The sequence below is a fragment of the Mycobacterium sp. genome, assembly GCF_035499775.1.
In the GTDB taxonomy this organism is placed as follows: Bacteria; Actinomycetota; Actinomycetes; order Mycobacteriales; family Mycobacteriaceae; genus Mycobacterium.
Genome location: NZ_DATJYB010000580.1, coordinates 1 through 22,697, shown reverse-complemented (window position 1 = coordinate 22,697; position 22,697 = coordinate 1). Strand labels below are relative to the sequence as shown.

Here is a 22,697-nt window from a genome sequence, read left to right as displayed (position 1 = left end):
GGTCGACGGGGGGTATCGCAGGTACCGCGGCACCGGGGGCGCCAACGGCGGAGACGGCGGCACCGGGCCGCTCCGGCTGACCAACTCACGGCAAAAGCATCGACCGCGCTCTAAGCTGGCCCCGTGACCGTCGGGGTGACTGGCTGGGCGCCTGATGTCCTGCCCGGCTATTGGCAGACCACGATTCCGCTCGGGCGCGATCCCGCCCGCGAGGGCGACATCGTCGCGACCCTGATCCGCCGCGGTGAGGCTGCCCGCGCAGGTCACGCAGTGCTGGCGATACACGGCTTCACCGACTACTTCTTCCACACCGAGTTGGGCGATCACTTCGCCAACCGCGGCTTCGCCTTCTATGCGATGGATCTGCAGAAGTGCGGACGCTCGCGGCAGACCGCCCAGACCCCACACTTCATCACCGACATGGCGCGCTACGACACCGAACTCGAACGAGCGCTGAGGATCATCGGCGACGAGACCGGTTCGGCCCGGGTACTGGTGTACGGCCACAGCACGGGTGGGCTGATCATCGCGCTCTGGCTGGACCGGCTGCGGCGGCGCGGCGCGACGGAACGCGCCGGCATCGGCGGTCTGGTGCTCAACAGTCCGTGGCTGGACCTGCAGGGCCCGGCGCTGCTGCGGCTGGGCATAACTTCGGCCACGATCGCCGCGCTGTCGCGGCTGCGCGCCAAGGGGGTGATCCGCGGGGAGGGTAACGGCGGTTACGGCTCCAGCCTGCACCGGGACCACTACGGCGAATTCGACTACAACCTGGAATGGAAACCGCTGGGCGGCTTCCCGATCACCCTGGGGTGGCTGCACGCCATGCGCCGCGGCCAGGCCCGGCTGCACCGCGGGCTCGACGTCGGCGTGCCCAACCTGATCCTGCGTTCGGATCACACCGTGCGCGAAGACGCCGGCCCGGCCGCGCTGCAATGCGGTGACGCGGTGCTCGATGTCAAGCAGATCGCCAGGTGGTCCGGCTGTATCGGCAACCGCAGCACCATCGTTCCGGTGACCGACGCCAAGCACGACGTGTTCCTGTCGATGCCCCAGCCACGCCGACTGGCTTATCTGCACCTCGATCGCTGGCTCGACGATTACTCAGGGAAAGGGTAAGCGGCCCAAATAACATGGAAACCTATGACATCGCGATCATCGGAACCGGTTCGGGCAACGGCGTTCTCGACGACCGCTATGCCGGCAAACGGGTCGCGATCAGCGAGCAGGGCACCTTCGGCGGCACCTGCCTGAACGTCGGCTGCATCCCGACGAAGATGTTCGTCTACGCCGCCGAGGTCGCCAAGACGATCCGCGGCGCCGCGCGCTACGGCGTCGACGCACACATCGACGGGGTGCGCTGGGGTGACATCGTGTCGCGGGTTTTCGGGCGGATCGATCCGATCGCGCTCGGCGGCGAAGACTACCGGCGCTCCTCGCCCAACATCGACGTGTATCGCAAGCACACCCGCTTCGGGCCGGTTCAGGCGGACGGGCGCTATCTGTTGCGCACCGACGCCGGTGAGGAATTCACCGCCGATCAGGTGGTGATCGCGGCCGGCTCGCGGCCGGTGATCCCGCCCGCCATCCTGGCCTCCGGCGTCGACTACCAGACCAGCGACACCGTCATGCGCATCGCCGAGCTGCCCGAGCACCTGGTGATCACCGGAAGTGGTTTTGTGGCAACCGAATTCGCTCACGTCTTCTCGGCGCTCGGGGTACGGGTCACGATGGTGATCAGGGGCGCCACGCTGCTGCGCCATTGCGACGACACCATCTGCGAGCGGTTCACCCGGATCGCCGCGAGCAAGTGGGAACTGCGCACGCACCGCAACATCATCGGTGCGGCCAACCGCGGCCCCGGTGTGGCGCTCGCGCTCGATGATGGCTGCACGCTGAACGCCGACATGCTACTGGTGGCGACCGGTCGGCTGTCCAATGCCGATCTGCTCGACGCCGAGCAGGCCGGCGTCGATGTCGAGAACGGCCGGGTGGTGGTCGACGAATACCAACGGACCTCCGCGCGTGGGGTTTTCGCGCTTGGCGACGTCTCGTCGCCGTATCAGCTCAAACACGTCGCCAACCACGAGGCCCGCGTCGTGCAGCGCAATCTGCTCTGCGACTGGGACGACACCGGGTCGATGGTCGTCACCGACCATCGGTTCGTACCGTCGGCGGTGTTCACCGATCCTCCGCTGGCCACGGTGGGACTGACCGAAAACCAAGCCATTGCGCGTGGATTCGATATCTCGGTCAAGATCCAGGACTACGCCGACGTCGCATACGGCTGGGCGATGGAGGACACCACCGGGATCGTCAAGCTCATCGGCGATCGCCGCAGCGGGCGCCTGCTGGGCGCGCACATCATGGGCTACCAGGCCTCATCGATCATCCAGCCCTTGATCCAGGCGATGAGCTTCGGACTGACGGCTGCCGAAATGGCGCGCGGGCAGTACTGGATCCATCCGGGGTTGCCCGAGGTGGTTGAGAACGCCCTACTCGGTTTGTGCTGACGGCTGCTGACACTGCGGGCACAGGCCGTGCAGCGTCAGACCGGCCCGCTCCGACAGCTCGAACGAACTGCCCACCATCGCCTGTTCCAGCGCCGAGCTGAGTTGACGCGCGGGCACTTCGATAATTGATTCGCATTGCGTGCACACCGCGTGGTGGTGCGGGGCGGTGGCCAATCCATAGGTGGCCACGCCGCCGTCGAGGGCCAACGCATGCAGCACGCCCTGCTCGACCAGGGTGGTCACGGTGCGGTAGATGGTAGCCACGTCGGGCGGGTGGGCGCCGGGGGGCAGGCTCTCGCTGACCCGCCGGTGGATCTCGGCCACCGGCAGGTGCCCGTTGACCGGCTCGAGGACGGCCAACACCTGGATCCGCGATGCCATCCGCCGCAGCCCGCGGGCGCGCAGGAACTCACCGATCCGCTCGGTAACGGCCGGGTCCAGTGCCGACGGCTTGGGCGCCATCCGTTCAGTCTCGCGCCGGACGCTCGGGATTACCAGTTTTTCGCCCGCAATCAGGCGGGCCACTCTTGCAAGCCATTTGCATCCAGCTCGGGACCGAACCTACAGTCGGGACACATGGCCGGCAGTGAGCTCGACTGGCGCTCGTCGTGGTGGCCCCAGCTGCGCGGCACCCTCTCGCCCGCCGAGTGGCGGCGGCTGGGATCGATGCTGGCGGTGATCGTCGCGCTTCATCTGGTCGGCTGGATCGCCCTGGTGTGCATGGTGGACCCCGCGCGACTCAGCCTGGGCGGCAAGGCATTTGGTATCGGTGTCGGCCTGACTGCGTACACCCTGGGCCTGCGGCACGCCTTCGACGCCGACCACATCGCCGCCATCGACAACACCACCCGCAAGCTGATGAGCGACGGGCAGCGCCCGCTGGCCGTCGGGTTCTTCTTCTCGCTGGGCCACTCCACGGTGGTCTTCGCACTGGCGGTGCTGCTCGCGACGGGCCTCAAGGCCGTCATCGGACCGGTCGAGGACGACTCCTCCACGCTGCACCACTACACCGGCGTGATCGGCACCAGCGTGTCGGGCGTGTTCCTGTACCTGATCGCCATCCTCAACGTCGTCGTCCTGGTCGGCATCCTGCGCGTATTCGCCCGACTGCGCCGGGGGCAGTATGACCCCGAAAAGGACGAGGCGGAGCTCGAACAGCAGTTGGCGAACCGCGGATTGATCAACCGCCTTCTCGGCCGGTTCACCAAGTCGATCACCAAGTCCTGGCACATGTACCCGGTCGGGTTGCTGTTCGGGCTGGGTTTCGACACCGCCACCGAGATCGCGCTGCTGGTCCTGGCCGGCACCAGCGCGGCGGCCGGACTGCCCTGGTACGCCATCCTGTGTCTGCCCGTGTTGTTCACGGCCGGCATGTGCCTGCTGGACACGATCGACGGGTCCTTCATGAACTTCGCCTACGGCTGGGCCTTTTCCAGCCCGGTTCGCAAGATCTACTACAACATCACCATCACCGCGCTGTCGGTAGCCGTCGCGCTGCTGATCGGCAGCGTCGAACTGCTGGGCCTGTTCGCCGGCCAGTTCGGCTGGCGAGGCGCGTTCTGGGACGGGATCAGCCGCCTGGACCTCAATGCGGTCGGCTTCTTCGTCGTCGGCATGTTCGTCCTCACCTGGGCCATCGCTCTGCTGGTGTGGCGCTACGGCCGTATCGAGGAGAAGTGGACCCCGGCAGCCGAACGCGCGAGGTAGCCCGGGATCACCAGCGCGGTGGCGCAGCGCCCCGGCCGAAGCCCCACGTGGACTGACCCAGCCGCGGTTTGCGCTGATCCTCGGCCGGATGCCGGCGATAGTGTGCCGCCAGCATCGGTTCCGGGTCCACCCCTTGGACCAGGGCCAAGCATGGTGCGCTGAATTCGCAAGTCTGACAATGAGTGTCGAAGCTCGGAGAGATGGCCGGCGCGGCGGTCATCTGGATCGCCTCGGCACCGAGCCGCATGCCGACCGCGCCGATCTCGGCGCGGCTGCGCCGGATTCGGGTTCGCCGCAGCAGACCGGCGGTGGACCGCTCGACGTGGTTCGACTCGTCGCTTCGTGAGGTCCGCGCCGCCAGCCGCCGGTGCTGCGGGATGGAACGGCCGCCCCCGCTGGCCTCGCTTTGCTGCACCCTGCTAACCGGTGCGCGGCCGACCACGGCGTCGGCGGGCGGATCGAGCGGGCCGCCGATACGCACCTCGTTGTGGATGGTGCCCGAGATCTCCATGCCCAGGTATTCCTGCTCCCAGGCCCAGCACGCCGCGACGGCCGGTTCGTCACCGACCAGGTCGTCCAGCTCTTGCCACTCGTCGACGACCTGGTGCCGGATCACCCAATACTCGTCGCCGCCGTCGACGGCGAGCAGGTCGATCCGACAGGCATAGATCACCGCGGATCCATCCGGGGCCGCCAACCCGCGTTCGGGGTCGTCCGGATCCGGCACCAGGCCTTGGACGTCGTGGCCGATCTTCACCGGCGCGAAGTCGTCGACCGTGCTCGCCCACGCGTCGTAGGCATCGATCAGCGCCAAGGCCCCGGGCAGCGAGTCGGTCTTGGGGGTGTCGGGGGTCCCCGCTTCGTCGAGCGCCCGGGCAACCGCCTTGTGAACCAGCGACTGGCGCACCTCGGGTTGCCAGTCCCAGGTGCCCGGGTAGTAGTAGACGGCCAGGGCGTCCTTGAGCACGGCGGGCCACACGGGATCCGCGTTGTGGACGGGCTCGAGGTCTCGGCGGTGCGGCGACGCGAAATCCCACTGCCGCCGGCAGCGCTTGAACCTGGCGAGGTCGTCTTCGGTAATCCGGTAATTCACTGTGCGGCCCCCCGCCGATCAATGGGTATGCGGCCAGGGCTCGTCGAGCGACCATCGGCAGCGATCGGCGCCCGCGGCCATCGACTCCAGCTCGGCGAGCAGGTCGGCGAAGAACGCCCGCAACCCCTCCCGGCTTTCCGGCCACGACGCGGAGAACGACATCCACGTGTCCGGCTCGCGCTCCTCGCCGGCCCCGCGCGGACTCGGGTCGGGCGTATCGCCCGCAGGAACGATCCACCAGTCGTAGTCGTCGCCGCGTCGCGCCAGGTACACGAGGTCATCACGACCGGGGCGGCCCGCCTCGATCGACGCCTCGAACGAGGCGAATAACTCGTCGACATTCATCAGTGCGCCCCGTGACGTTAAGGGTAACGCCGATTCGGGTGTAGACCCGGATTCAGGTGTAGAACAGTGCCATGCACGAGCTGTCGCTGTGCGAAGCGATCGCCGGTGTGGTCAAGAGCCACGCCGACGGACGCCATGTCGACGTCGTCCGTGTCCGGATCGGCGCGCTTCGCCAGGTGGTGCCCGAATCGCTGTCGTTCTGCTGGACACTCGTCCGGGACGCCGAGGACATGCCCGACGCCGAGCTCGAACTCGAGTGCGTCACCGCAGAGGTGAAGTGCCGGTCCTGCGAGCGGGAGTCGGAGATCACCTCGGCCTGGTCGATCTGGTGCCCGCAGTGCGACAGCTCCGACGTCGAGGTGCTCCGCGGCAACGAATTTCTGGTGACGTCGTTGGATGTTTCGTGAAAGGTGTTGACTATGAACAGGATTGAGCATGGGTAGATTTCACCGGCACGACGACGGGACCGTGCACACCCACGACCACGACCACCTTCCCCACGAGCATGACCATGAGCATGATCATGAGCACGGCGATCACAGTCACTACCAGACCGGCAGACAGCGGATCGACGTGCTCGAGGCGATCTTCGCCGAGAACGACGTTCTCGCCGATGCCAACCGGGCGGCGTTCGAGAGGAACGGGATCCGCGCGCTCAACCTGATGAGCTCGCCCGGGTCGGGGAAGACGACCGTGCTGCAGGGCACGCTCGACGCACTCGCCGGTGAGTTCGCGATCGGGGTGATCGAGGGCGACATCGCCACGGACCTGGATGCGGCCAAGCTCAACGGCCGCGGCGCACAGGTGTCACTGCTGAACACCAGCAACGGATTTGGCGGCGAATGCCATCTCGACGCGCCCATGATCAACCGCGCCTTGCCGGGCCTCGACCTGCCCGGACTGGACCTGGTGATCGTCGAGAACGTCGGCAACCTGGTCTGCCCGGCGGAGTTCGACGTCGGCGAGCACGCCAAGGCGATGGTCTATTCCGTCACCGAGGGCGAGGACAAGCCGCTGAAATATCCGGTGATGTTCAGATCGGTGGATTTGGTCTTACTGAACAAGATTGACTTAGTTCCCCATCTGGACGTCGACGTAGACCGCTACATCGCGAATATTCGCGAAGTCAATGCGGCAGCGACGATCCTGCCGATCAGCGCGCGCACCGGAGCCGGCATGGATGCGTGGTTCGGCTGGTTGCGAAGATTCACTAAAGGTTCCTGAGCCCTGACCAAAGCCGCGACGCTTTTGCAAATGACTTGCATGACACTTTTGCAAATAACTTGCATGACAATGGAAAACCCGATAGATAGAAGATAGATATTTGGCACCCAAAACCGTCCGCGACGGCGATCGGCCAGCCAGCCTTCGATCATCGAAATCCATTGCAGGACTGGGTAAACCACCGATTCTCGTACGGCTATCGGACACTTGTCCAGTTACCCGTCGACCGCGCACCGTTGACAACGCCCGATAGCGGGGGTAGACCCAAAAAGAGCGCTGCGCAAGTGGGCCGACGGTCGACTCCGGCAGTGTTAGGGGCTTCAGCCCGCCCCGGAAAGCTGCAGCATGCCAACAGAAGCAGCAGTCAAAGCAGAAGAAACGTTGATTCACGTTCTTTGGATCAATGCAGGCCTAAGTTGCGACGGCGATTCGGTGGCGTTGACTGCCGCCACCCAGCCCAGCGTCGAGGAGATCGCACTAGGTGCGCTTCCCGGTCTTCCGCAGGTCGCCGTGCACTGGCCTTTGATCGATTTCGAGTGCGGACCCACCGGAGGGGCGGACGATTTCCTCGAGTGGTTCTTTAAAGCCGATCGCGGCGAGTTGGAACCGTTCGTGCTGGTCGTCGAGGGGTCCATTCCCAACGAGAAGATCAAGGACGAGGGCTACTGGTGCGGGTTCGGCAACAACCCGGCAACCGGCCAGCCGATGACCACCAGCGAGTGGCTGGACCGGCTGGCGCCCAAGGCCACCGCGATCGTCGCCGTCGGCACCTGCGCCACCTACGGCGGCATCCACGCGATGGCCGGTAACCCCACCGGGGCGATGGGTGTGCCCGATTACCTCGGCTGGGGCTGGAAGAGCAAGGCCGGCATCCCGATCGTGTGCGTCCCCGGCTGCCCGATCCATCCGGACAACCTGTCGGAGACGCTGACCTACCTGCTTTACATGGCGACCGGCCAGGCCCCGATGATCCCGCTCGACGACGCCCTGCGCCCCAAGTGGTTGTTCGGCAACACGGTTCACGAAGGCTGCGACCGGGCCGGCTACTACGAGCAGGGTGATTTCGCCACCGAGTACGGGTCACCGAAATGCATTGTCAAGCTTGGCTGTTGGGGCCCTGTCGTCAAATGCAACGTGCCCAAGCGCGGGTGGATCAACGGCATCGGCGGTTGCCCGAACGTCGGCGGCATCTGCATTGGATGCACGATGCCGGGCTTCCCGGACAAGTTCATGCCATTCATGGACGAGCCGCCCGGCGGCAAGCTCTCCAGCACAGCATCGGGTCTGTACGGATCGGTGATTCGAGGCTTGCGGCACATCACCGAGCGCACCGTCGACAAGGAACCACGCTGGCGCCACAACGGGGGCCAGCTCACCACCGGAGCCCGCCGCACCTGGTAGGTGGGGCGGAGTCGCACATTCCTGAAGAGTTCCCCTGAGCCTTAAGAGTTCCCCTGAGCCTTAGAGTTCCTACGAGCCGTGCAGGCGGAGAGCAGTATTTGCTATGACAACCATCATTCCCGAGCCGTCAACTTCCAAGCGGGAACCGGGCCAGCTCGTCGAAATGGCCTGGGACCCGATAACCCGGATCGTCGGCAGTCTCGGTATCTACACCAAGATCGACTTCGAGAACCGAGAAGTCGTCGAGTGCCACAGCACTTCGTCGATCTTCCGCGGCTACTCGATCTTCATGAAGGGCAAGGACCCGCGCGACGCCCACTTCATCACCAGCCGCATCTGCGGCATCTGCGGCGACAACCACGCCACCTGTTCCTGCTACGCGCAGAACATGGCCTACGGGGTCAAGCCGCCGCACCTCGGCGAGTGGATCGTCAACCTCGGCGAAGCCGCGGAATACATGTTCGACCACAACATCTTCCAGGAAAACCTGGTCGGCGTTGACTTCTGCGAGAAGATGGTGTCCGAGACCAACCCAGGTGTGCTCGCCAAGGCCGAGAACACCGAGGCTCCGCACGCCGATGCGCACGGCTACAAGACCATCGCCGACATCATGCGGTCGCTCAACCCGTTCAGCGGGGAGTTCTACCGGGAGGCACTTCAGGTCAGCCGCTGGACACGTGAGATGTTCTGCCTCATGGAGGGTCGCCACGTGCACCCGTCCACGCTGTACCCCGGCGGCGTCGGCACGGTCGCGACCATCCAGCTGATGACCGACTACATGACCCGGCTGATGCGGTACGTGGAATTCATGAAGAAGGTCGTCCCCATGCACGACGACCTGTTCGACTTCTTCTACGAAGCACTGCCCGGCTATGAGAAAGTCGGCCTGCGCCGCACGCTGCTCGGGTGCTGGGGCTCGTTCCAGGATCCCGACGTGTGCAACTTCGAGTACAAGGACATGGAGCGCTGGGGCAACGCGATGTTCGTGACCCCGGGCGTCGTGGTGGACGGCCAGCTGGTCACCCACTCGCTGGTGGACATCAACCTCGGCATCCGGATCCTTTTGGGCAGTTCGTATTACGACGACTGGACCGACCAGGAGATGTTCGTCAAGACCGACCCGCTGGGCAACAAGGTGGACCGGCGGCACCCGTGGAACCAGCACACCAACCCGCATCCGCAGAAGCGCGACATGGATGGCGGCAAGTACAGCTGGGTGATGTCGCCGCGCTGGTTCGACGGCAAGGACCACCTGGCACTGGACACCGGCGGCGGTCCGCTGGCCCGGCTGTGGGCGACCGCACTGGCCGGCCTGGTCGACATCGGCTACGTCAAGGCGACCGGCAACAGTGTCAAGATCAACCTGCCCAAGACCGTGCTGAAGGGTCCGGTGGAGTTCGAGTGGAAGGTGCCCAAGTACGGCAGCAACACCATCGAACGCGATCGCGCCCGCACCTACTTCCAGGCCTACGCGGCGGCCTGCGCGTTGCACTTCGCCGAGAAGGCGCTCGCAGAGATCCGCGCCGGGCGTACCAAGACCTGGGAGAAGTTCGAGGTTCCCGACGAGGGCATCGGCTGCGGCTTCACCGAGGCGGTCCGCGGTGTGCTCAGCCACCACCTGGTGATCAGGGACGGCAAGATCGCCAACTACCACCCGTACCCGCCCACCCCGTGGAACGCGAACCCGCGCGACAGCTACGGCACGCCGGGCCCCTACGAGGACGCGGTGCAGGGCCAGCCGATTTTCGAGGAGAACGATCGGGAGAACTTCAAGGGCATCGACGTCATGCGCACGGTGCGCAGCTTCGATCCGTGTCTGCCTTGCGGCGTGCACATGTACCTGGGGAATGGCAAGACCCTGGAGAGAGTGCACACGCCAACACAGTCACCTGCCGGGGAGTGACGGATGGCGGATCGCCCGGGAACCCCTGAAAGTGAAGCGCAATGGCGTGCAGCGGGCGATCGAATCCAGACACTTCTGGATTCCTGCGCGGCGGGCGGGGCGGCCGCGTATGAACGCGCCCAGCAACTGGTCCGGGAGGTAGTCGGGCTCTACGGGGCCGGACTGGAACGGATCCTGCAACTCGCCGGGAATCCCGGCCCGGACAACCTAGCCGAGCGGCTGGCCACCGACGACCTGGTGGCCAGCCTGCTCCTTGTGCACGGCCTGCATCCGCACGATGTGCACCGCAGAGTGTCTGACGCGCTGGACCGGGTGCGGCCCTATTTGGGTTCGCACGGTGGTGATGTCGATCTACTCGAGATCACCGATACGGGCGCCCTGCGGTTGGCGTTCAAAGGCAGCTGCAAGAGCTGTCCGTCGTCGGCGGTGACGCTGGAGCTGGCGGTAGAGGACGCGGTGCGCGCAGCCGCACCGGAGATCACCTCGATCGAAGTGGTCAGTGCCGAGCCCTCCAGCGTCATCCCCGCAGAATCGCTTATGGCACACGTGAAGTCGAACGGGCACAGCTGGCATCGGCTGCCGGAGGTGGCCGAGTTGGCACCCGGCGAGGTGGCCGGCTTCATGGTCGCCGGGACGACGGTGCTGGCATGCCGGGTCGGTGATCAGACGTTGGCATACCGCGACCACTGCCCGATCTGCCGCGACTCGCTGGCCGGCGCGAAACTGCGTGGCGAGATGTTGCGTTGCCCGCGCTGCCAGACCGATTTCGACGTCGTGCACGCGGGGGCCGGCCCCGACGCGGCTCACCTCGAGCCGCTCCCGCTGCTCCCCCGCGACGGTGTGCTCTCGGTGGCACTGCAGTCCGAAGCAACCGGGGTGCCGGCATGACGAGCCCCTACGACGTGCTGGCCCGCATCACCAGCAACCGGCGGCCTCCCGAGCCGGCCGGCGAGCGGTGCGAGATGTGCTCCGAGACGATCGCCGACGAGCATCAGCACGTGGTCAATGTGGCGGGCCGGCAACTGATGTGCGTATGTCGCGCGTGCTATCTGCTGTTCACCGACTCCACCGCCGAGCTGCGTTACCGGTCGGTGCCGGACCGCTATCTCGCGTTCCCGGATTTCGCACTGGACCGTCGCACCTGGGAGAGCCTGCAGATCCCGGTCGGTGTCGCGTTCTTCTTCATCAACTCCGCCCTGGGGCGCACGGTCGGCTTTTACCCCGGCCCGGCGGGGGCGACCGAATCCGAGCTGGACCTGGACGCCTGGAACACGTTGCGCGCCGCTGACTCCCGGGTCGACCTGCTGGCCGAGGACGTGGAGGCGCTGATAGTGCGGGTCCCCGAAGACGATGAATCGGCCGCGCCCCAGACCTATCTCGTCCCGATCGACGCCTGCTATGAGTTCGTCGGGCGCTTGCGAAGGCTGTGGCGGGGCTTCGACGGCGGCCAGGAGGCGCGGGCGTTCATCGACGACTTCTTCGCCCAGATCGCGGCCCGCGCCAAGCAGACGCAGCCGGAGACGCCGCGATGACTCAGCCGATCGACTTGAGGTTCGCGGTGTTGGACGTGGCGCCGGAGCCCTACACCGTGACACCCGTGCTGACCGCCCGCATCGCCGTGGCAGCCGGCAGTGATGACCCGGTACACGCCATCGCGCTGCGCTGCCAGGTCCGTATCGAGCCGCTGCGGCGTTCCTACACCGACGACGAGGCGTCCGGGCTGAACGACCTGTTCGGGCCCCGCGAACGCTGGGCGACCACCCAGCGCACCTTCCTCTGGCAGCATTGCACCGCGATGGTGCCGGGATTCGCCGGCAACACCACGGTGGCGCTCCCGCTGGACTGCACCTATGACTTCGAGGTCACCGCCGCGAAGTACCTGCATGCCCTGCACGACGGATTCATGCCCCTGCAATTCCTGTTCAGCGGAACGATTTTCGTCAAATCAGACCGCGGTTTCTCAGTGCAGCAAGTGTCCTGGGACTGCGAGGACCGCCACGACATGCCGATCGAGGTGTGGCGGGACCTGATCGCCCAGCACTACCCGAACACCGGTTGGGTGCGGCTCAGTCACGACACCGTCTCCGCGCTGTCCCGCTACAAGTCGGCACATGGGATGCTCGACCTCGACCACGCGGTCACCGCGTTGTTGGCCGACGCATCCGAACCGGAGGCGGCGCGATGACTTCAACCTGGGACCGCGCCCGCGCCGTCGCCGACGCGGTGCTGTATGAGGGCTACCTGCTCTACCCATACCGCGGAACATCGAGCAAGAACCAATCCCGCTGGCAGTTCGGTGTGTTGGGTCCGCCCGGCGCGGCCGCCGCCGGCCTGGGCGAAGACGACACCCTGGCGGCGCAGTTCCTGGTCGACGGCGCCCAGGCGATCACCGTGGTGGTGCGGTTCCTGCAGTTACAGCACCGCCGGGCCGAGAGCCAACTGGCAGATGGTGGCTTCGAACCCGTCGGCGAACTCACCACCCCCTCCGGATCGTGGCTGACCTGGGACGAGGCGGTCGAATGTGAAACCTCCTTCGGTCCAATCGCATTCGACAATCCCGGCGAATGCCAGACGCTGCCGGTGTCGGCGCCGGCGGCGGTCGACATCGAAGCGCTCGAGGGCGGTCGCCTGGTCCGCGAGCGCCGGGAGGTGCGCGGCCAACTGACCGTATCCGCCGAACCCGACGGCGACCTGCTGCGAGTCTCGGTGCAGGTGGCCAACGTCGGCGTCGCGGTGGACCACCAGACCGGCAAAGACTCAGTGATTGCCCGCTCGATGATCGGGTGCCATGTCATCGCCGAAGTGGTGGGCGGCCAGTTTGTCTCGCTGCTCGAACCGCCGCCCGCCGCGACCGGCGCGGCATCTCGGTGCAGCCAGCACCGCTGCTTCCCGGTGCTGGCCGGCCCGCCGGGTACCCAGGACATGCTGCTGATCTCGCCGATCATCCTCTACGACCACCCTGAGGTCGCCGAGCAGAGCAACACCGCGCTGTACGACTGCACTGAGATCGACGAGATCCTCACCCTGCGCGTGATGACGATGACCGACGAGGAGAAGGCGCAGGCCCGCGCCACCGACCCGCGAGCCGCACAGATCATCGACCAGTGCGACGCCATGTCACCCGAAGCGATGGCGCGCCTGCACGGCGTGCTACGCGAACCGCACACTGCTTCCGCGGGGCTGGTGCCTGAGATTCCGGAGGGGATCGACTGGTGGGATCCGTTGGCCGACAATGCTGTTCGTCCGGAAATCGACGCCGTCCTGGTGAACGGGATAACAGTCTCGCGGGGCAGTCGCGTCATATTGCGTCCGAGGCGTAACGCCGACGCGCAGGACATCTTCGTCGCCGGCAAGACCGCGCTGGTCACCTCCGTCCATGAGGACGTCGAGGGCGACAAGCATGTCGGTGTGGTGGTGGAGGACGACCCGGCCGCCGACCTGCACGACTGGTACGGCCGCTACCTGTACTTCTCCCCTGACGAAATCGAGCCTTTGGAACCACAGGAAGTACCGCAAGAAGTTTCGACAAACCCTGAAAGGAGTTCGACATGGAAGTCTTAGGTTGGGTTTTCGTTGCCCTCGTCGCCCTCGTGGTCTTCGTGGGAGTGGCGATGGGACTGGTGTCCCTGCCCGACGCTAAACGGTATCTGAAGCTGCGGCGCATGTAGCCGGGTCGGGCAGCCTAGTGGCAGCGCGCATCCTGGTCGCCGGAATCGGCAACATCTTCCTGGGAGACGACGGCTTCGGCTCCGAGGTGATTCGGCGCGCCGAGATCCCGCGGGCGGATGAGTCCGTGCGTGTCGTCGACTACGGCATCAGCGGCATGCACCTGGCCTACGACCTGCTCGACGATTGGGACAGCCTGGTTCTCGTCGACGCGGTGCCGAGCCGCGGCCACCCCGGCACCCTGCACGTCTTCCAGGCCGAACACGAGACCGGCTCCGGCACACCGGCTCTGGATGCACACAGCATGGATCCGGAAGCGGTGTTCGCCAGTCTGCGGGCGCTGGGAGGCAGACCGCCCTACACCGTGGTCGTCGGCTGCGAGGCGGGAAACGTGGAGGAAGGGATTGGGCTGACCGAACCCGTCGCCAAGGCGGTGCCCCGGGCCGCCCGCGCGGTGGAGGAGATCGTCGCGGCGCTGCGCACCGGAGAAACCCTTGCGCCCCCGCAGGAGGAGTGCTGAACCATGTGCCTGGGTATACCCGGTCAGGTCATCCGGATGCTGGACGGCTACGAGGGCCAGCTCGCACTGGTCGATGTCACCGGTCAGCAACGCAAGGTCAATGTCGGCATGCTGCCGGAGGAGACGTTTGCACCCGGCGACTGGGTGATCATCCACATGGGCTTCGTCGTCGAGAAGACGGACCGCGCCGGCGCCGAACAGGCGCTGGCCGGCCTGCAGTTGATGGGCCAGGGCGTCAGCGATCCGTCGATGTTCCCGGGGGGCGGCTGACATGACCGACGTCACCGTGATGGTGCGGTCCGGACCCGCCTGTACCCAGGTTCGGCAGCACTTCACTGTGACCGGTGTTGTCCAGGGGGTCGGCTTTCGTCCGTTCGTCCACCGCATCGCCAGCGAGCTCGGCCTGACCGGATTCGTCGGCAACGATTCCGGCGCGGTCTTTCTCGAGGTACAGGGCGACCCGGCACGCGTCGACGAATTCGCGCACCGGCTACGCGCGCAGGCACCGCCGCTGGCGCAGATCAGCGCTGTCTCAATCGTCGATGTTGCGCCAGACGCCTCGTGCGGCAGCGAGTTCCGGATCGTGGCGAGCCAGCCCGCACCCGGGGCCAGCACGCCGATCCCACCCGACGTCGCGGTATGCGACGAGTGTGTGGCCGAGCTGTTCGAACCCAACGACCGGCGTTACCGGCACCCCTTCGTCACGTGCACCAACTGCGGGCCACGGTTCACGATCATCCGCGCGCTACCGTACGACCGTCCGGCCACCACCATGTCCTCGTTCGCCATGTGCGAGAGGTGCGCCGCCGAATACCACGATCCGGCAGACCGCCGGTTCCACGCCCAACCGATAGCCTGCCCCGATTGCGGGCCGTCGCTCTGGTTCTCGTCAGCGGGCGGGCAGGTCAAGGACTCCAGGGAGTCTGACGGCGCGCTGGCGGCCACCCAGCGAGCGCTGGCCGCGGGCGCGGTGGTGGCGATCAAGGGAATCGGCGGCTACCACCTGGCCTGCGTTGTCGATGACGACACCGCGATCGGTGCGCTCCGGGCCCGTAAAGCGCGTGGCGCCAAGCCTTTCGCGATGCTCGTGCGTGACCTCGACGTCGCGCGGCGGTACGCGTTCATCGACGACAGCGAGGCCGCGGTGTTGTCGAGTCCGGCCCGTCCGATCGTGCTTTTGCGGCGGCTACCCCGTAACGACTCCGCTCCCGTCGCCGACGCGGTCGCACCGGGTAGCCCGCTGCTCGGGCTGATGCTGCCCTACACCCCGATCCATCACCTGCTGCTGGCACGCGTGCCCGGCACCGGCGCTCCGGTCCCCGACGCCCTGGTTCTCACCAGCGCCAACCGCTCCGACGAACCAATCTGCTTCACCGATGACGATGCCGCACAAAGGCTCCCGGCCTTGTGCGATGCCGTACTGGACCACAACCGTCCGATTCATGTGCCGTGCGACGACTCGGTGGTGCGCGTGGTGAGTAACGCGCGCGCCACCCTGCCGATCCGGCGGTCCCGCGGTTACGCGCCGCTGCCCGTCGACCTCGGCGTTGCGGGCCCGCCGGTCCTGGCAGTGGGCGGGGAACTGAAGAACACCTTCTGTCTCACCGACGGCTCGCGTGCCTATCTGTCCGGACACATCGGCGACATGGGTACCTGGGAGACACTGCGTGCGTTCGAGCGTGCGGTGGGACAACTCAGCGAAATACGCGGCCGTCCACAGCGATTGGCCGCCGACCTGCACCCGGGGTATCACACCCGCAGCTGGGCCGAACGCCACGCGGACGACCGGCCGCTGGACCTGATCCAGCACCACCACGCGCATGTGGTGTCGCTGCTGGCCGAGCACGGGCGCATCGGTGAACCCATCATCGGTGTCTCCTTCGACGGCACCGGCTTCGGCTGCGATCAGACGATCTGGGGCGGGGAGATCCTGCGGCTCGGCTGCGACAGCCACCGCTTCGTGCGGGCCGGCCGGCTGCGGCCTGTTCCGCTGCCCGGTGGCGATGCCGCGGTGCGCAACCCGTGGCGGATGGCACTGTCCCAGCTGTGGATGGCCGACATCGACTGGACGCCCGATCTGGCGCCGGTCGCCGCGGCGACGCCAAACGAATTGCGGCTCACCCGTTCACAATTGGAGAGCGGGACGGGGTGCGTGCCGTGTTCGAGCATGGGCCGGCTGTTCGATGCAGTTGCCTCCCTGCTCGGGGTGCGGCACCGGATCAACTACGAAGGCCAGGCCGCCATCGAACTCGAGATCCTCGCCGAATCGGCTTCCGAAGGTCCGCTGCGGCCGTCGGTACCGCTGACGGTGCACGCCGACGGGGTGATCGATCCGGCCACCATGGTGCAAACGATGGTGTCGGCCCTCTACGCCGGTACCCAACCGGCGCTGCTGGCGGCGGCGTTCCACCGAGCCGTCGCGGACGCGGTCGCCAAGGTCGTCTGCCAGGTGGCCGGTGCGGTGCGTCTGGTGGGCCTCACCGGCGGCGTCTTCCAGAATGTGCTGCTGCTGCATGAGTGCCGGGAACGCTTGCAGCTGGCCGGGTTTGAAGTGCTGAGCCATCAGCTGGTGCCGCCCAACGACGGCGGGCTGGCGCTGGGTCAGGCGGTCATCTCCATGCTGACCGCGCGGCAGGAGGCAGACTCGTGAAAACCACGACCGCGATCGACCGTGGGCTGGGCACCGAGCTGGCCGAGGACCTGGCCGCCACCGCGTTCACGCTGGCGAAGCGCTTCGCGGCCGGCGCCACCATGTGGTCGATTGCGCCGGCGTGGGAACCGCATGCCCTGCACATCGCGGTCGAGTTCGTGCATCCGGTGATCATGGGCAAGCGCGCATTGCCGGCGGTCGCGCTGACCGGACCCGATCTGGTGGACCTGGTGCGGGTGTCGGTACAGCCCGGCGACATCGTTATCGCCGTCTCCGGCGCCGACCAACCAGAGGTGCGCTCGGTGATGCGCCGAAGCCCGGCATGGGGCGCCGGCACCGTCTGGATCGGCAGCGGTGAACGACCCGGGGCGGGGATGGCCGATCACGTGCTGTGGCTGGACGACCCCGATCCCCGGGTGCCCGCGACGGGCGGCTTCGTGCTGTTCTACCACCTGTTGTGGGAGCTCACCCACGTGTGTTTCGAGCATTCAGGGCTACTCAAGGACCCGGAATGTACCGACGAAGTATGCGTCACTTGCAGCGACGAGGGTCGCCTCGGTGAGGTGGTGACGGCCTCGGCCGACGGGATGGCGGCGGTTCGCACCGCGCGCGGCGTCGAGAACGTGGTGACTGCGCTTGTCGATCCGGTGGCCGCCGGCGAGCTGGTGCTGGTGCATGCCGGCACCGCGATCAGCCGCGTGGACGAGGAGGGTGCCTGATGACTCAGGACGAGCCCACCAACTTCCTGTATCCGTTTATCGACGCGCAAGAGGACGACCCCAAGTCGCTGCTCGCCGACCTGGCCGCCTCGGCACAGGCCAAAGCGGCCGAGAGCCTCGCGCTGCGGCGCAGCACGCTGGAAGCCAACACCGACCTGCTGAACCAAGCCGCGGCCGAGATGGCGCGCCGCTTCGCGGCGGGAGGACGGATGTTCACCTTCGGAAACGGCGGCAGCTGCACCGATTCCACCACTTTGGCCAGGCTGTTCGCCCGACCGCCGATCGGAACGCCGTTACCCGCTTGGTCGTTGACCGCCGACCAGGCGATCGTGACCGCGCTGGGCAACGACGTCGGGTTCGAGCTGGTGTTCGCCCGGCAGCTGATCGCCCGCGCCAAGGCCGGCGACATGGCGATCGCGATGTCGACCAGCGGCAATTCGCCGAATCTGCTGACCGCGCTGGCCGAAGCACGGCAGCGCGGTCTGTACACGATCGGCTTCGCCGGATACGACGGCGGCGCATTCGCGAACAACCCAAATGTGGACGCCTGCTTCATTGTTCGTTCCCAGAGCGTGCACCGGATTCAGGAATCGCAAGCACTGTTGGGATATCAGCTGTGGCTAGCGGTACACGAGCGAGACGAACAAGGTCTGGGGGCAGCATGAGCCGCGCCGGTGACGATATGGCGCGCAGCGACAAAAGGGACGAAGTGGAGCGGCGCACGAGGACCACGGCGGCTGGCGACTACCTCTCGTCGGGCCCGCGGTTCGCCGAGGGCGAGGTCATCGAACGGATCGAGTCGTTCCGCAGACGCCGCCCGCGACTGCTCGACGATCACGTCACCCTGGCTCACGGAGCGGGCGGAAAGGCCTCGGCCGCGCTGGTGGACGCGGTGTTCTTGGAGGCGTTCCGCAATCCGGCGCTGGAATCGCTCGGCGACGGCGCGGTGCTGACCCTGCCCAGTGGCGAGCGGATCGCGATGTCCACCGATTCATTTGTGGTGCAGCCCAGGCGTTTTCCCGGCGGCTCCATCGGCGAACTCGCCGTGCACGGAACCTGCAACGACCTGGCGATGGCCGGTGCCGTGCCGTCCTGGATCTCGGCGGCGTTCGTGCTGGAAGAGGGTTTCCCGATCGCCGAACTGAAAGAGATCGTGGCGGACATGGCGGCCGCGGCCGCCAAGGCGGGCGTGCAGATCGTCACCGGCGATACCAAGGTGGTGCCCAAGGGCGCCGCCGACGGCCTGTTCGTCACCACTACCGGAACCGGTGTCATTCCCGCCGAACGGCGGCTGTCGGCGCAGTCGGTGCGCACCGGCGACAAAGTGTTGCTGTCGGGATCGATGGGCGATCACGGCATGGCGGTCATGCTCGCCCGCGGTGACCTGGCCATCGAGGCCGACATTCACTCCGACACCGCTTGCCTCAGCCCGCTGGTGGAATTGCTGATGGCCGCCGCGCCGTCCACCCGCTGGCTGCGCGACGCCACCCGCGGCGGGGTGGGCACCGTCTGCAACGAGCTGGCTCAGGCCTGCGGTCTGGGGGTTCTGCTCGTCGAGGACCGACTTCCGGTGCTGCCCATGGTCAACGGGGCGTGCGAGCTGCTCGGCATCGATCCCCTCTACGTCGCCAACGAGGGCAAGTTCGTCGCCGTCGTCGCGCCGGAGGAGGCCGAGGCCGGACTGGCCGCGTTGCGGTCGCACCCGTTGGGCGCCGATGCGGCCGAAGTGGGCGAAATCGTCACCGAACCTGCGGAAAGTGTTGTGCTGCGTACCGGATTCGGCGGCACCCGGATCGTCGACATGCTCGTCGGAGATCCGCTGCCGCGAATCTGCTAGTCCAGAGAGGAGACCCAGACATGTGCCTTGGCATTCCCGGCCGGATCGTCGAGATCACCGACCCCGCAAACTATCTGGCCAAGGTCGACGTCAGTGGCGTACAACGCACCATCAGTGTGCGGCTGCTGGAGGACGACATGCCCGAACCCGACGACTGGGTGCTGGTCCACGTCGGCTTCGCGATGGCGAAGATCGACGAGACCGAAGCGCTGCTGACCCTGGCCGCCGTCAAGAAGCTCGGCGAGGCCTATACGACCGAATTGGAAGCCTTCGACACTTCCGCCATCGTTTAAAGCCATAGCCTGAAGGAGCCACCATGAAATTCGTTGACGAGTTCCGTGATCCGGCGGCGGCCCGCAAGTTGCTGACTGCCATTGAGCATCTGGCCGGGAGCGGGCCCGACCATTTCAAGTTCATGGAGGTGTGCGGCGGACACACGCACACCATCTACCGGCACGGTATCGAACACCTGCTACCGGAGAACGTCGAACTGGTGCACGGACCGGGTTGCCCGGTCTGCGTGATCCCGATGGGCCGCATCGACGACGCGATGTGGCTGGCCGGGCAACCCGACGTGATCTTCACCTGCTTCGGCGACATGATGCGGGTGCCCGGCTCGGCCGGCAGCCTGCTGGACGCCAAGGCACGCGGAGCCGATGTGCGCTTCGTCTATTCGCCGTTGGACGCACTCAAGATCGCGGTGGACAACCCCGACAAGCACGTGGTCTTTTTCGCCATCGGCTTCGAGACCACCGCGCCGTCGACCGCGGTCACCTTGGTGCGCGCCCGCGACATGGGGTTGCGCAACTTCAGCGTGTTCTGCAACCACGTCACGATCGTGCCGCCGATCAAGGCCATCCTGGAGTCGCCGGACCTGCGGCTGTCGGGCTTCATCGGCCCCGGGCATGTGTCGACCGTCGTCGGCAACCGGCCGTACCGGTTCGTGCCCGAGGTGTACCGAAAGCCGTTGGTGGTGGCCGGTTTCGAGCCGCTGGACATCCTCGCCGCAGTCACCATGTTGCTGCGCCAGATCCGCGAGGGCCGGTGCGAGGTGGAGAACCAGTACAAGCGGGTGGTTCCCGAGCACGGGAACCCGGCCGCGCTGGCGCTGATGGGTAAGGTGTTCGCGTTGCGCCCGCACTTCGAGTGGCGCGGACTGGGTTTCATCTCACAGAGCGCGCTGCGCCTGCATGACGACTTCGCCGAGTTCGACGCCGAGTTGCAGTTCGAGATGCCCGGGGTGCGGGTCGCCGACCCGAAGGCGTGCCAGTGCGGCGAGGTGCTCAAGGGCGTGCTGAAGCCTTGGGAATGTAAGGTTTTCGGCACCGCCTGCACCCCCGAGACACCGATCGGGACGTGCATGGTGTCGCCCGAGGGGGCGTGCGCGGCCTACTACAACTTCGGCCGCATGCACCGCGACGCGGTCAAACTCGTGAGGCAGGCTTGACCGACAGCCGCGGCGCCGAGATGTTCGCCCGCTACGCCTACGCCCCGAACGCGCTCGGCTTTTGCGGTCCCCCGTTGGGCGCCACCTTGCGGGACGGCTCTGTCGACGACGTACGCCGCGCGGCGGCCGGTTTTTCCGGCGCCTGGCCCTACCTGCGGGTGCTGTCCAGCCTGACCGGCATCGCTGACCCGCTGGATTACCGCCTGGTTGAGTCGTATTGGCTCGGTGGCGGCATCGGCGCCGGCCTCGACCCGCACGCGTTCTATGACGAGTTGCTGGCCATCATCGGCCCCCAGGCGGGTCGGTACTGGTCGCATCTCACGCCCGACCTGGTCTGCGAGGCGGCCGGCAACCACTGCTTCCATGTGTTCGGGGTGTATCCGTGGACGCGGTTCCTGGGGCGGGGCATGGACGAACAGCCGTTGAGCGTGCTGGATAATTGCCGGATCACCTGGGGGACAGTGCTTTCCCGCGACGGTGACGATATCGAGGTGCTGTGCCGCAAGCTGACCTGGGACGGTGCAGCGCTGGCGTTGTCCGAACCCTCCGCCCGCCGGCTCGACGTCTGGGCCGACGGATACAGTGCGGTGCCCGACGTGGCCGTCGGCGACGAGGTTGCGGTGCATTGGGGCCGGCTGTGCGGGCGACTAGACGCCGAGCAGGTTCACGTGCTGGCCCAGAGCACGGATCGCCAACTGCGGGTGACGAGCCAACGGCTGGTGCGGGTGCCACACTGACACCCGTGCCCGGTTCGATCTGCGACGTGCTGCCCGCGACAGCAGCGCTGCTCGGTGTCCCTGATGCGGTCGACAAGCTGTCGTTGGCCGAACGGGTAGGTCCTGTCGATCGCGTCGCGGTCGTCCTCGTCGACGGGCTGGGCTGGCATCTGCTGCCGGAATTGGCCGTTGACGCGCCGCTACTCGCCTCCGTGCTGGCCGGCAGCGCCGGCCGACTGGAAGAACTCACCTGCACCTTTCCGTCGACGACGCCGTCGAGCCTGGTGTCCCTGGGAACCGGCGTGCCGCCCGGGCAGCACGGCATCCTGGGCTTCACGCTCAACATCCCCGGTACCGATCGGGTGCTCACCCACATCACGTGGCGCGACGACCCGCCCCACCGGGAGTGGCAGCCACTGCCGACATGGTTCGAGCGGCTGGAGCGGGCCGGGGTCAGCGCGCGCGCCGTGCTGCCGGAGTGGTTCATCGGCAGCGGGCTAACCGACGCGGCCTATGGCGGCGCGCAATTCCGCCCGACGCACACCGACCATGACTACGCCCAGGTGGTGGCCGATGAGCTGCGCGCGGCTCCCGGGCTGGTCTACGGCTACACCAACGCCCTGGACACCGCGGCGCACGTGTTCGGCATCGGTTCGCCCCGCTGGTACGAAGCCGCGGTCTACGTCGACGAATTGCTGACCCGGCTCGTCGAGACGCTGCCCCGGAACGCTGCACTGCTGGTGACCGCGGACCACGGCGGCCTGAATGTGCCGCCACAGGCTCGCGTCGACCTCGACGCCGACCCGCGGCTGAGTGCGGGAGTACGGGTGGTGGCCGGCGAAGCGCGGGTGCGCTACCTGCACACCGAGCCGGGCGCCGCCGGGGATGTGCAGGCCGCCTGGAGCGAGGTGCTGGACGGCCGGGCCGACGTCTACAGCCGCGAGGAAGCCGTGGCCACC

General features: G+C 66.8%; 25 protein-coding genes. 22 read left to right on the top strand and 3 right to left on the bottom strand.

Features of this window, described 5'->3' with window-relative positions; translation table 11 throughout:
* Window positions 1–135: 135 nt before the first annotated feature.
* A complete protein-coding gene (locus VML93_RS35220; protein ID WP_325618006.1) occupies window positions 136–1,116 on the top strand; it encodes an alpha/beta hydrolase in 981 nt (326 codons plus the stop codon).
* 14 nt (window positions 1,117–1,130) lie between these two features.
* Complete coding sequence (gene mtr, locus VML93_RS35215) at window positions 1,131–2,510, top strand: mycothione reductase (RefSeq protein ID WP_325617962.1); 1,380 nt, start codon at window positions 1,131–1,133, stop codon at window positions 2,508–2,510.
* On the opposite strand, the gene VML93_RS35210 is transcribed toward mtr, so the two are convergent.
* Complete coding sequence (locus VML93_RS35210) at window positions 2,493–2,972, bottom strand: Fur family transcriptional regulator (protein ID WP_325617960.1); 480 nt, start codon at window positions 2,970–2,972, stop codon at window positions 2,493–2,495. The two genes, mtr and VML93_RS35210, sit on opposite strands and share 18 nt — an antisense overlap.
* A gap of 114 nt (window positions 2,973–3,086) precedes the next feature.
* Here VML93_RS35210 and VML93_RS35205 point away from each other — a divergent pair, with 114 nt between their 5' ends.
* The gene (locus VML93_RS35205; protein WP_325617958.1) at window positions 3,087–4,217 is read left to right on the top strand and encodes a HoxN/HupN/NixA family nickel/cobalt transporter; all 1,131 of its coding nucleotides are present in this window, start codon (window positions 3,087–3,089) and stop codon (window positions 4,215–4,217) included.
* Between the two features lie 7 nt (window positions 4,218–4,224).
* On the opposite strand, the gene VML93_RS35200 is transcribed toward VML93_RS35205, so the two are convergent.
* Window positions 4,225–5,310 carry a hypothetical protein gene (locus VML93_RS35200; protein WP_325617956.1) on the bottom strand — a complete coding sequence of 362 codons (1,086 nt, stop codon included), beginning with the start codon at window positions 5,308–5,310 and terminating at the stop codon, window positions 4,225–4,227.
* Between the two features lie 18 nt (window positions 5,311–5,328).
* Complete coding sequence (locus VML93_RS35195) at window positions 5,329–5,655, bottom strand: hypothetical protein (RefSeq protein ID WP_325617954.1); 327 nt, start codon at window positions 5,653–5,655, stop codon at window positions 5,329–5,331.
* A 71-nt stretch (window positions 5,656–5,726) separates the two neighbouring features.
* On the opposite strand from VML93_RS35195, the gene VML93_RS35190 reads away from it, so the two are divergent.
* The 19 genes from VML93_RS35190 to VML93_RS35105 all read left to right on the top strand — a co-directional run.
* The gene (locus tag VML93_RS35190; RefSeq protein ID WP_325617952.1) at window positions 5,727–6,062 is read left to right on the top strand and encodes a hydrogenase maturation nickel metallochaperone HypA; all 336 of its coding nucleotides are present in this window, start codon (window positions 5,727–5,729) and stop codon (window positions 6,060–6,062) included.
* A 28-nt stretch (window positions 6,063–6,090) separates the two neighbouring features.
* A complete protein-coding gene (gene hypB, locus VML93_RS35185; protein ID WP_325617950.1) occupies window positions 6,091–6,879 on the top strand; it encodes a hydrogenase nickel incorporation protein HypB in 789 nt (262 codons plus the stop codon).
* Window positions 6,880–7,224: 345 nt separating this feature from the next.
* Window positions 7,225–8,280 (top strand): hydrogenase expression protein HypE, encoded by a 1,056-nt coding sequence (locus tag VML93_RS35180; protein ID WP_325617948.1) that lies wholly within the window; start codon window positions 7,225–7,227, stop codon window positions 8,278–8,280.
* Window positions 8,281–8,383: 103 nt separating this feature from the next.
* Complete coding sequence (locus VML93_RS35175; RefSeq protein ID WP_325617946.1) at window positions 8,384–10,183, top strand: nickel-dependent hydrogenase large subunit; 1,800 nt, start codon at window positions 8,384–8,386, stop codon at window positions 10,181–10,183.
* Between the two features lie 3 nt (window positions 10,184–10,186).
* Window positions 10,187–11,071: a NifU family protein gene (locus VML93_RS35170; RefSeq protein WP_325617944.1), complete on the top strand. Its 885-nt coding sequence runs from the start codon at window positions 10,187–10,189 to the stop codon at window positions 11,069–11,071.
* Window positions 11,068–11,715: a DUF5947 family protein gene (locus tag VML93_RS35165; RefSeq protein WP_325617942.1), complete on the top strand. Its 648-nt coding sequence runs from the start codon at window positions 11,068–11,070 to the stop codon at window positions 11,713–11,715. Before VML93_RS35170 ends, VML93_RS35165 begins: the two co-directional genes overlap by 4 nt.
* Window positions 11,712–12,368, top strand: a complete 657-nt coding sequence (locus VML93_RS35160; RefSeq protein ID WP_325617940.1) for a DUF6084 family protein — start codon at window positions 11,712–11,714, stop codon at window positions 12,366–12,368. The genes VML93_RS35165 and VML93_RS35160 overlap by 4 nt, the downstream gene beginning before the upstream one ends.
* Complete coding sequence (locus tag VML93_RS35155) at window positions 12,365–13,744, top strand: hypothetical protein (protein WP_325617938.1); 1,380 nt, start codon at window positions 12,365–12,367, stop codon at window positions 13,742–13,744. The genes VML93_RS35160 and VML93_RS35155 overlap by 4 nt, the downstream gene beginning before the upstream one ends.
* The gene (locus VML93_RS38780; RefSeq protein WP_414686531.1) at window positions 13,732–13,851 is read left to right on the top strand and encodes a DUF6893 family small protein; all 120 of its coding nucleotides are present in this window, start codon (window positions 13,732–13,734) and stop codon (window positions 13,849–13,851) included. Before VML93_RS35155 ends, VML93_RS38780 begins: the two co-directional genes overlap by 13 nt.
* Window positions 13,852–13,868: 17 nt before the next feature.
* On the top strand, window positions 13,869–14,369 hold the full coding sequence (locus VML93_RS35150; protein WP_325617936.1) for a hydrogenase maturation protease: 501 nt from the start codon (window positions 13,869–13,871) through the stop codon (window positions 14,367–14,369).
* A 3-nt stretch (window positions 14,370–14,372) separates the two neighbouring features.
* Window positions 14,373–14,639 carry a HypC/HybG/HupF family hydrogenase formation chaperone gene (locus VML93_RS35145; protein ID WP_325617934.1) on the top strand — a complete coding sequence of 89 codons (267 nt, stop codon included), beginning with the start codon at window positions 14,373–14,375 and terminating at the stop codon, window positions 14,637–14,639.
* A gap of 1 nt (window position 14,640) precedes the next feature.
* A complete protein-coding gene (hypF, locus tag VML93_RS35140) occupies window positions 14,641–17,019 on the top strand; it encodes a carbamoyltransferase HypF (RefSeq protein ID WP_325617932.1) in 2,379 nt (792 codons plus the stop codon).
* On the top strand, window positions 17,016–17,738 hold the full coding sequence (locus tag VML93_RS35135; protein ID WP_325617931.1) for a HypC/HybG/HupF family hydrogenase formation chaperone: 723 nt from the start codon (window positions 17,016–17,018) through the stop codon (window positions 17,736–17,738). Before hypF ends, VML93_RS35135 begins: the two co-directional genes overlap by 4 nt.
* On the top strand, window positions 17,738–18,403 hold the full coding sequence (locus VML93_RS35130; protein WP_325617929.1) for an SIS domain-containing protein: 666 nt from the start codon (window positions 17,738–17,740) through the stop codon (window positions 18,401–18,403). Before VML93_RS35135 ends, VML93_RS35130 begins: the two co-directional genes overlap by 1 nt.
* A 17-nt stretch (window positions 18,404–18,420) precedes the next feature.
* Entirely contained in the window at window positions 18,421–19,575 is a 1,155-nt protein-coding gene (hypE, locus tag VML93_RS35125) for a hydrogenase expression/formation protein HypE (protein ID WP_325618004.1), read from the top strand.
* A 20-nt stretch (window positions 19,576–19,595) separates the two neighbouring features.
* A complete protein-coding gene (locus VML93_RS35120; protein WP_325617927.1) occupies window positions 19,596–19,868 on the top strand; it encodes a HypC/HybG/HupF family hydrogenase formation chaperone in 273 nt (90 codons plus the stop codon).
* 23 nt (window positions 19,869–19,891) lie between these two features.
* Window positions 19,892–21,022 carry a hydrogenase formation protein HypD gene (gene hypD, locus VML93_RS35115; RefSeq protein WP_325617925.1) on the top strand — a complete coding sequence of 377 codons (1,131 nt, stop codon included), beginning with the start codon at window positions 19,892–19,894 and terminating at the stop codon, window positions 21,020–21,022.
* A complete protein-coding gene (locus VML93_RS35110) occupies window positions 21,019–21,759 on the top strand; it encodes a DUF6390 family protein (protein ID WP_325617923.1) in 741 nt (246 codons plus the stop codon). Before hypD ends, VML93_RS35110 begins: the two co-directional genes overlap by 4 nt.
* Window positions 21,760–21,764: 5 nt before the next feature.
* Window positions 21,765–22,697 (top strand): alkaline phosphatase family protein (locus VML93_RS35105; protein ID WP_325617921.1); only part of this gene is annotated, 933 nt, incomplete at its 3' end.

What these genes read in the sequence shown, in the direction of transcription:
- mtr (WP_325617962.1), top strand. Translation starts at nt 1,131, where the DNA reads ATGGAAACCTATGACATCGCGATCATCGGAACCGGTTCGGGCAACGGC.
- VML93_RS35210 (WP_325617960.1), bottom strand. Translation starts at nt 2,972, where the DNA reads ATGGCGCCCAAGCCGTCGGCACTGGACCCGGCCGTTACCGAGCGGATC.
- VML93_RS35205 (WP_325617958.1), top strand. Translation starts at nt 3,087, where the DNA reads ATGGCCGGCAGTGAGCTCGACTGGCGCTCGTCGTGGTGGCCCCAGCTG.
- VML93_RS35195 (WP_325617954.1), bottom strand. Translation starts at nt 5,655, where the DNA reads ATGAATGTCGACGAGTTATTCGCCTCGTTCGAGGCGTCGATCGAGGCG.
- VML93_RS35190 (WP_325617952.1), top strand. Translation starts at nt 5,727, where the DNA reads ATGCACGAGCTGTCGCTGTGCGAAGCGATCGCCGGTGTGGTCAAGAGC.
- hypB (WP_325617950.1), top strand. Translation starts at nt 6,091, where the DNA reads ATGGGTAGATTTCACCGGCACGACGACGGGACCGTGCACACCCACGAC.
- VML93_RS35180 (WP_325617948.1), top strand. Translation starts at nt 7,225, where the DNA reads ATGCCAACAGAAGCAGCAGTCAAAGCAGAAGAAACGTTGATTCACGTT.
- VML93_RS35175 (WP_325617946.1), top strand. Translation starts at nt 8,384, where the DNA reads ATGACAACCATCATTCCCGAGCCGTCAACTTCCAAGCGGGAACCGGGC.
- VML93_RS35170 (WP_325617944.1), top strand. Translation starts at nt 10,187, where the DNA reads ATGGCGGATCGCCCGGGAACCCCTGAAAGTGAAGCGCAATGGCGTGCA.
- VML93_RS35165 (WP_325617942.1), top strand. Translation starts at nt 11,068, where the DNA reads ATGACGAGCCCCTACGACGTGCTGGCCCGCATCACCAGCAACCGGCGG.
- VML93_RS35160 (WP_325617940.1), top strand. Translation starts at nt 11,712, where the DNA reads ATGACTCAGCCGATCGACTTGAGGTTCGCGGTGTTGGACGTGGCGCCG.
- VML93_RS35155 (WP_325617938.1), top strand. Translation starts at nt 12,365, where the DNA reads ATGACTTCAACCTGGGACCGCGCCCGCGCCGTCGCCGACGCGGTGCTG.
- VML93_RS38780 (WP_414686531.1), top strand. Translation starts at nt 13,732, where the DNA reads ATGGAAGTCTTAGGTTGGGTTTTCGTTGCCCTCGTCGCCCTCGTGGTC.
- VML93_RS35145 (WP_325617934.1), top strand. Translation starts at nt 14,373, where the DNA reads ATGTGCCTGGGTATACCCGGTCAGGTCATCCGGATGCTGGACGGCTAC.
- hypF (WP_325617932.1), top strand. Translation starts at nt 14,641, where the DNA reads ATGACCGACGTCACCGTGATGGTGCGGTCCGGACCCGCCTGTACCCAG.
- VML93_RS35130 (WP_325617929.1), top strand. Translation starts at nt 17,738, where the DNA reads ATGACTCAGGACGAGCCCACCAACTTCCTGTATCCGTTTATCGACGCG.
- hypE (WP_325618004.1), top strand. Translation starts at nt 18,421, where the DNA reads ATGGCGCGCAGCGACAAAAGGGACGAAGTGGAGCGGCGCACGAGGACC.
- VML93_RS35120 (WP_325617927.1), top strand. Translation starts at nt 19,596, where the DNA reads ATGTGCCTTGGCATTCCCGGCCGGATCGTCGAGATCACCGACCCCGCA.
- hypD (WP_325617925.1), top strand. Translation starts at nt 19,892, where the DNA reads ATGAAATTCGTTGACGAGTTCCGTGATCCGGCGGCGGCCCGCAAGTTG.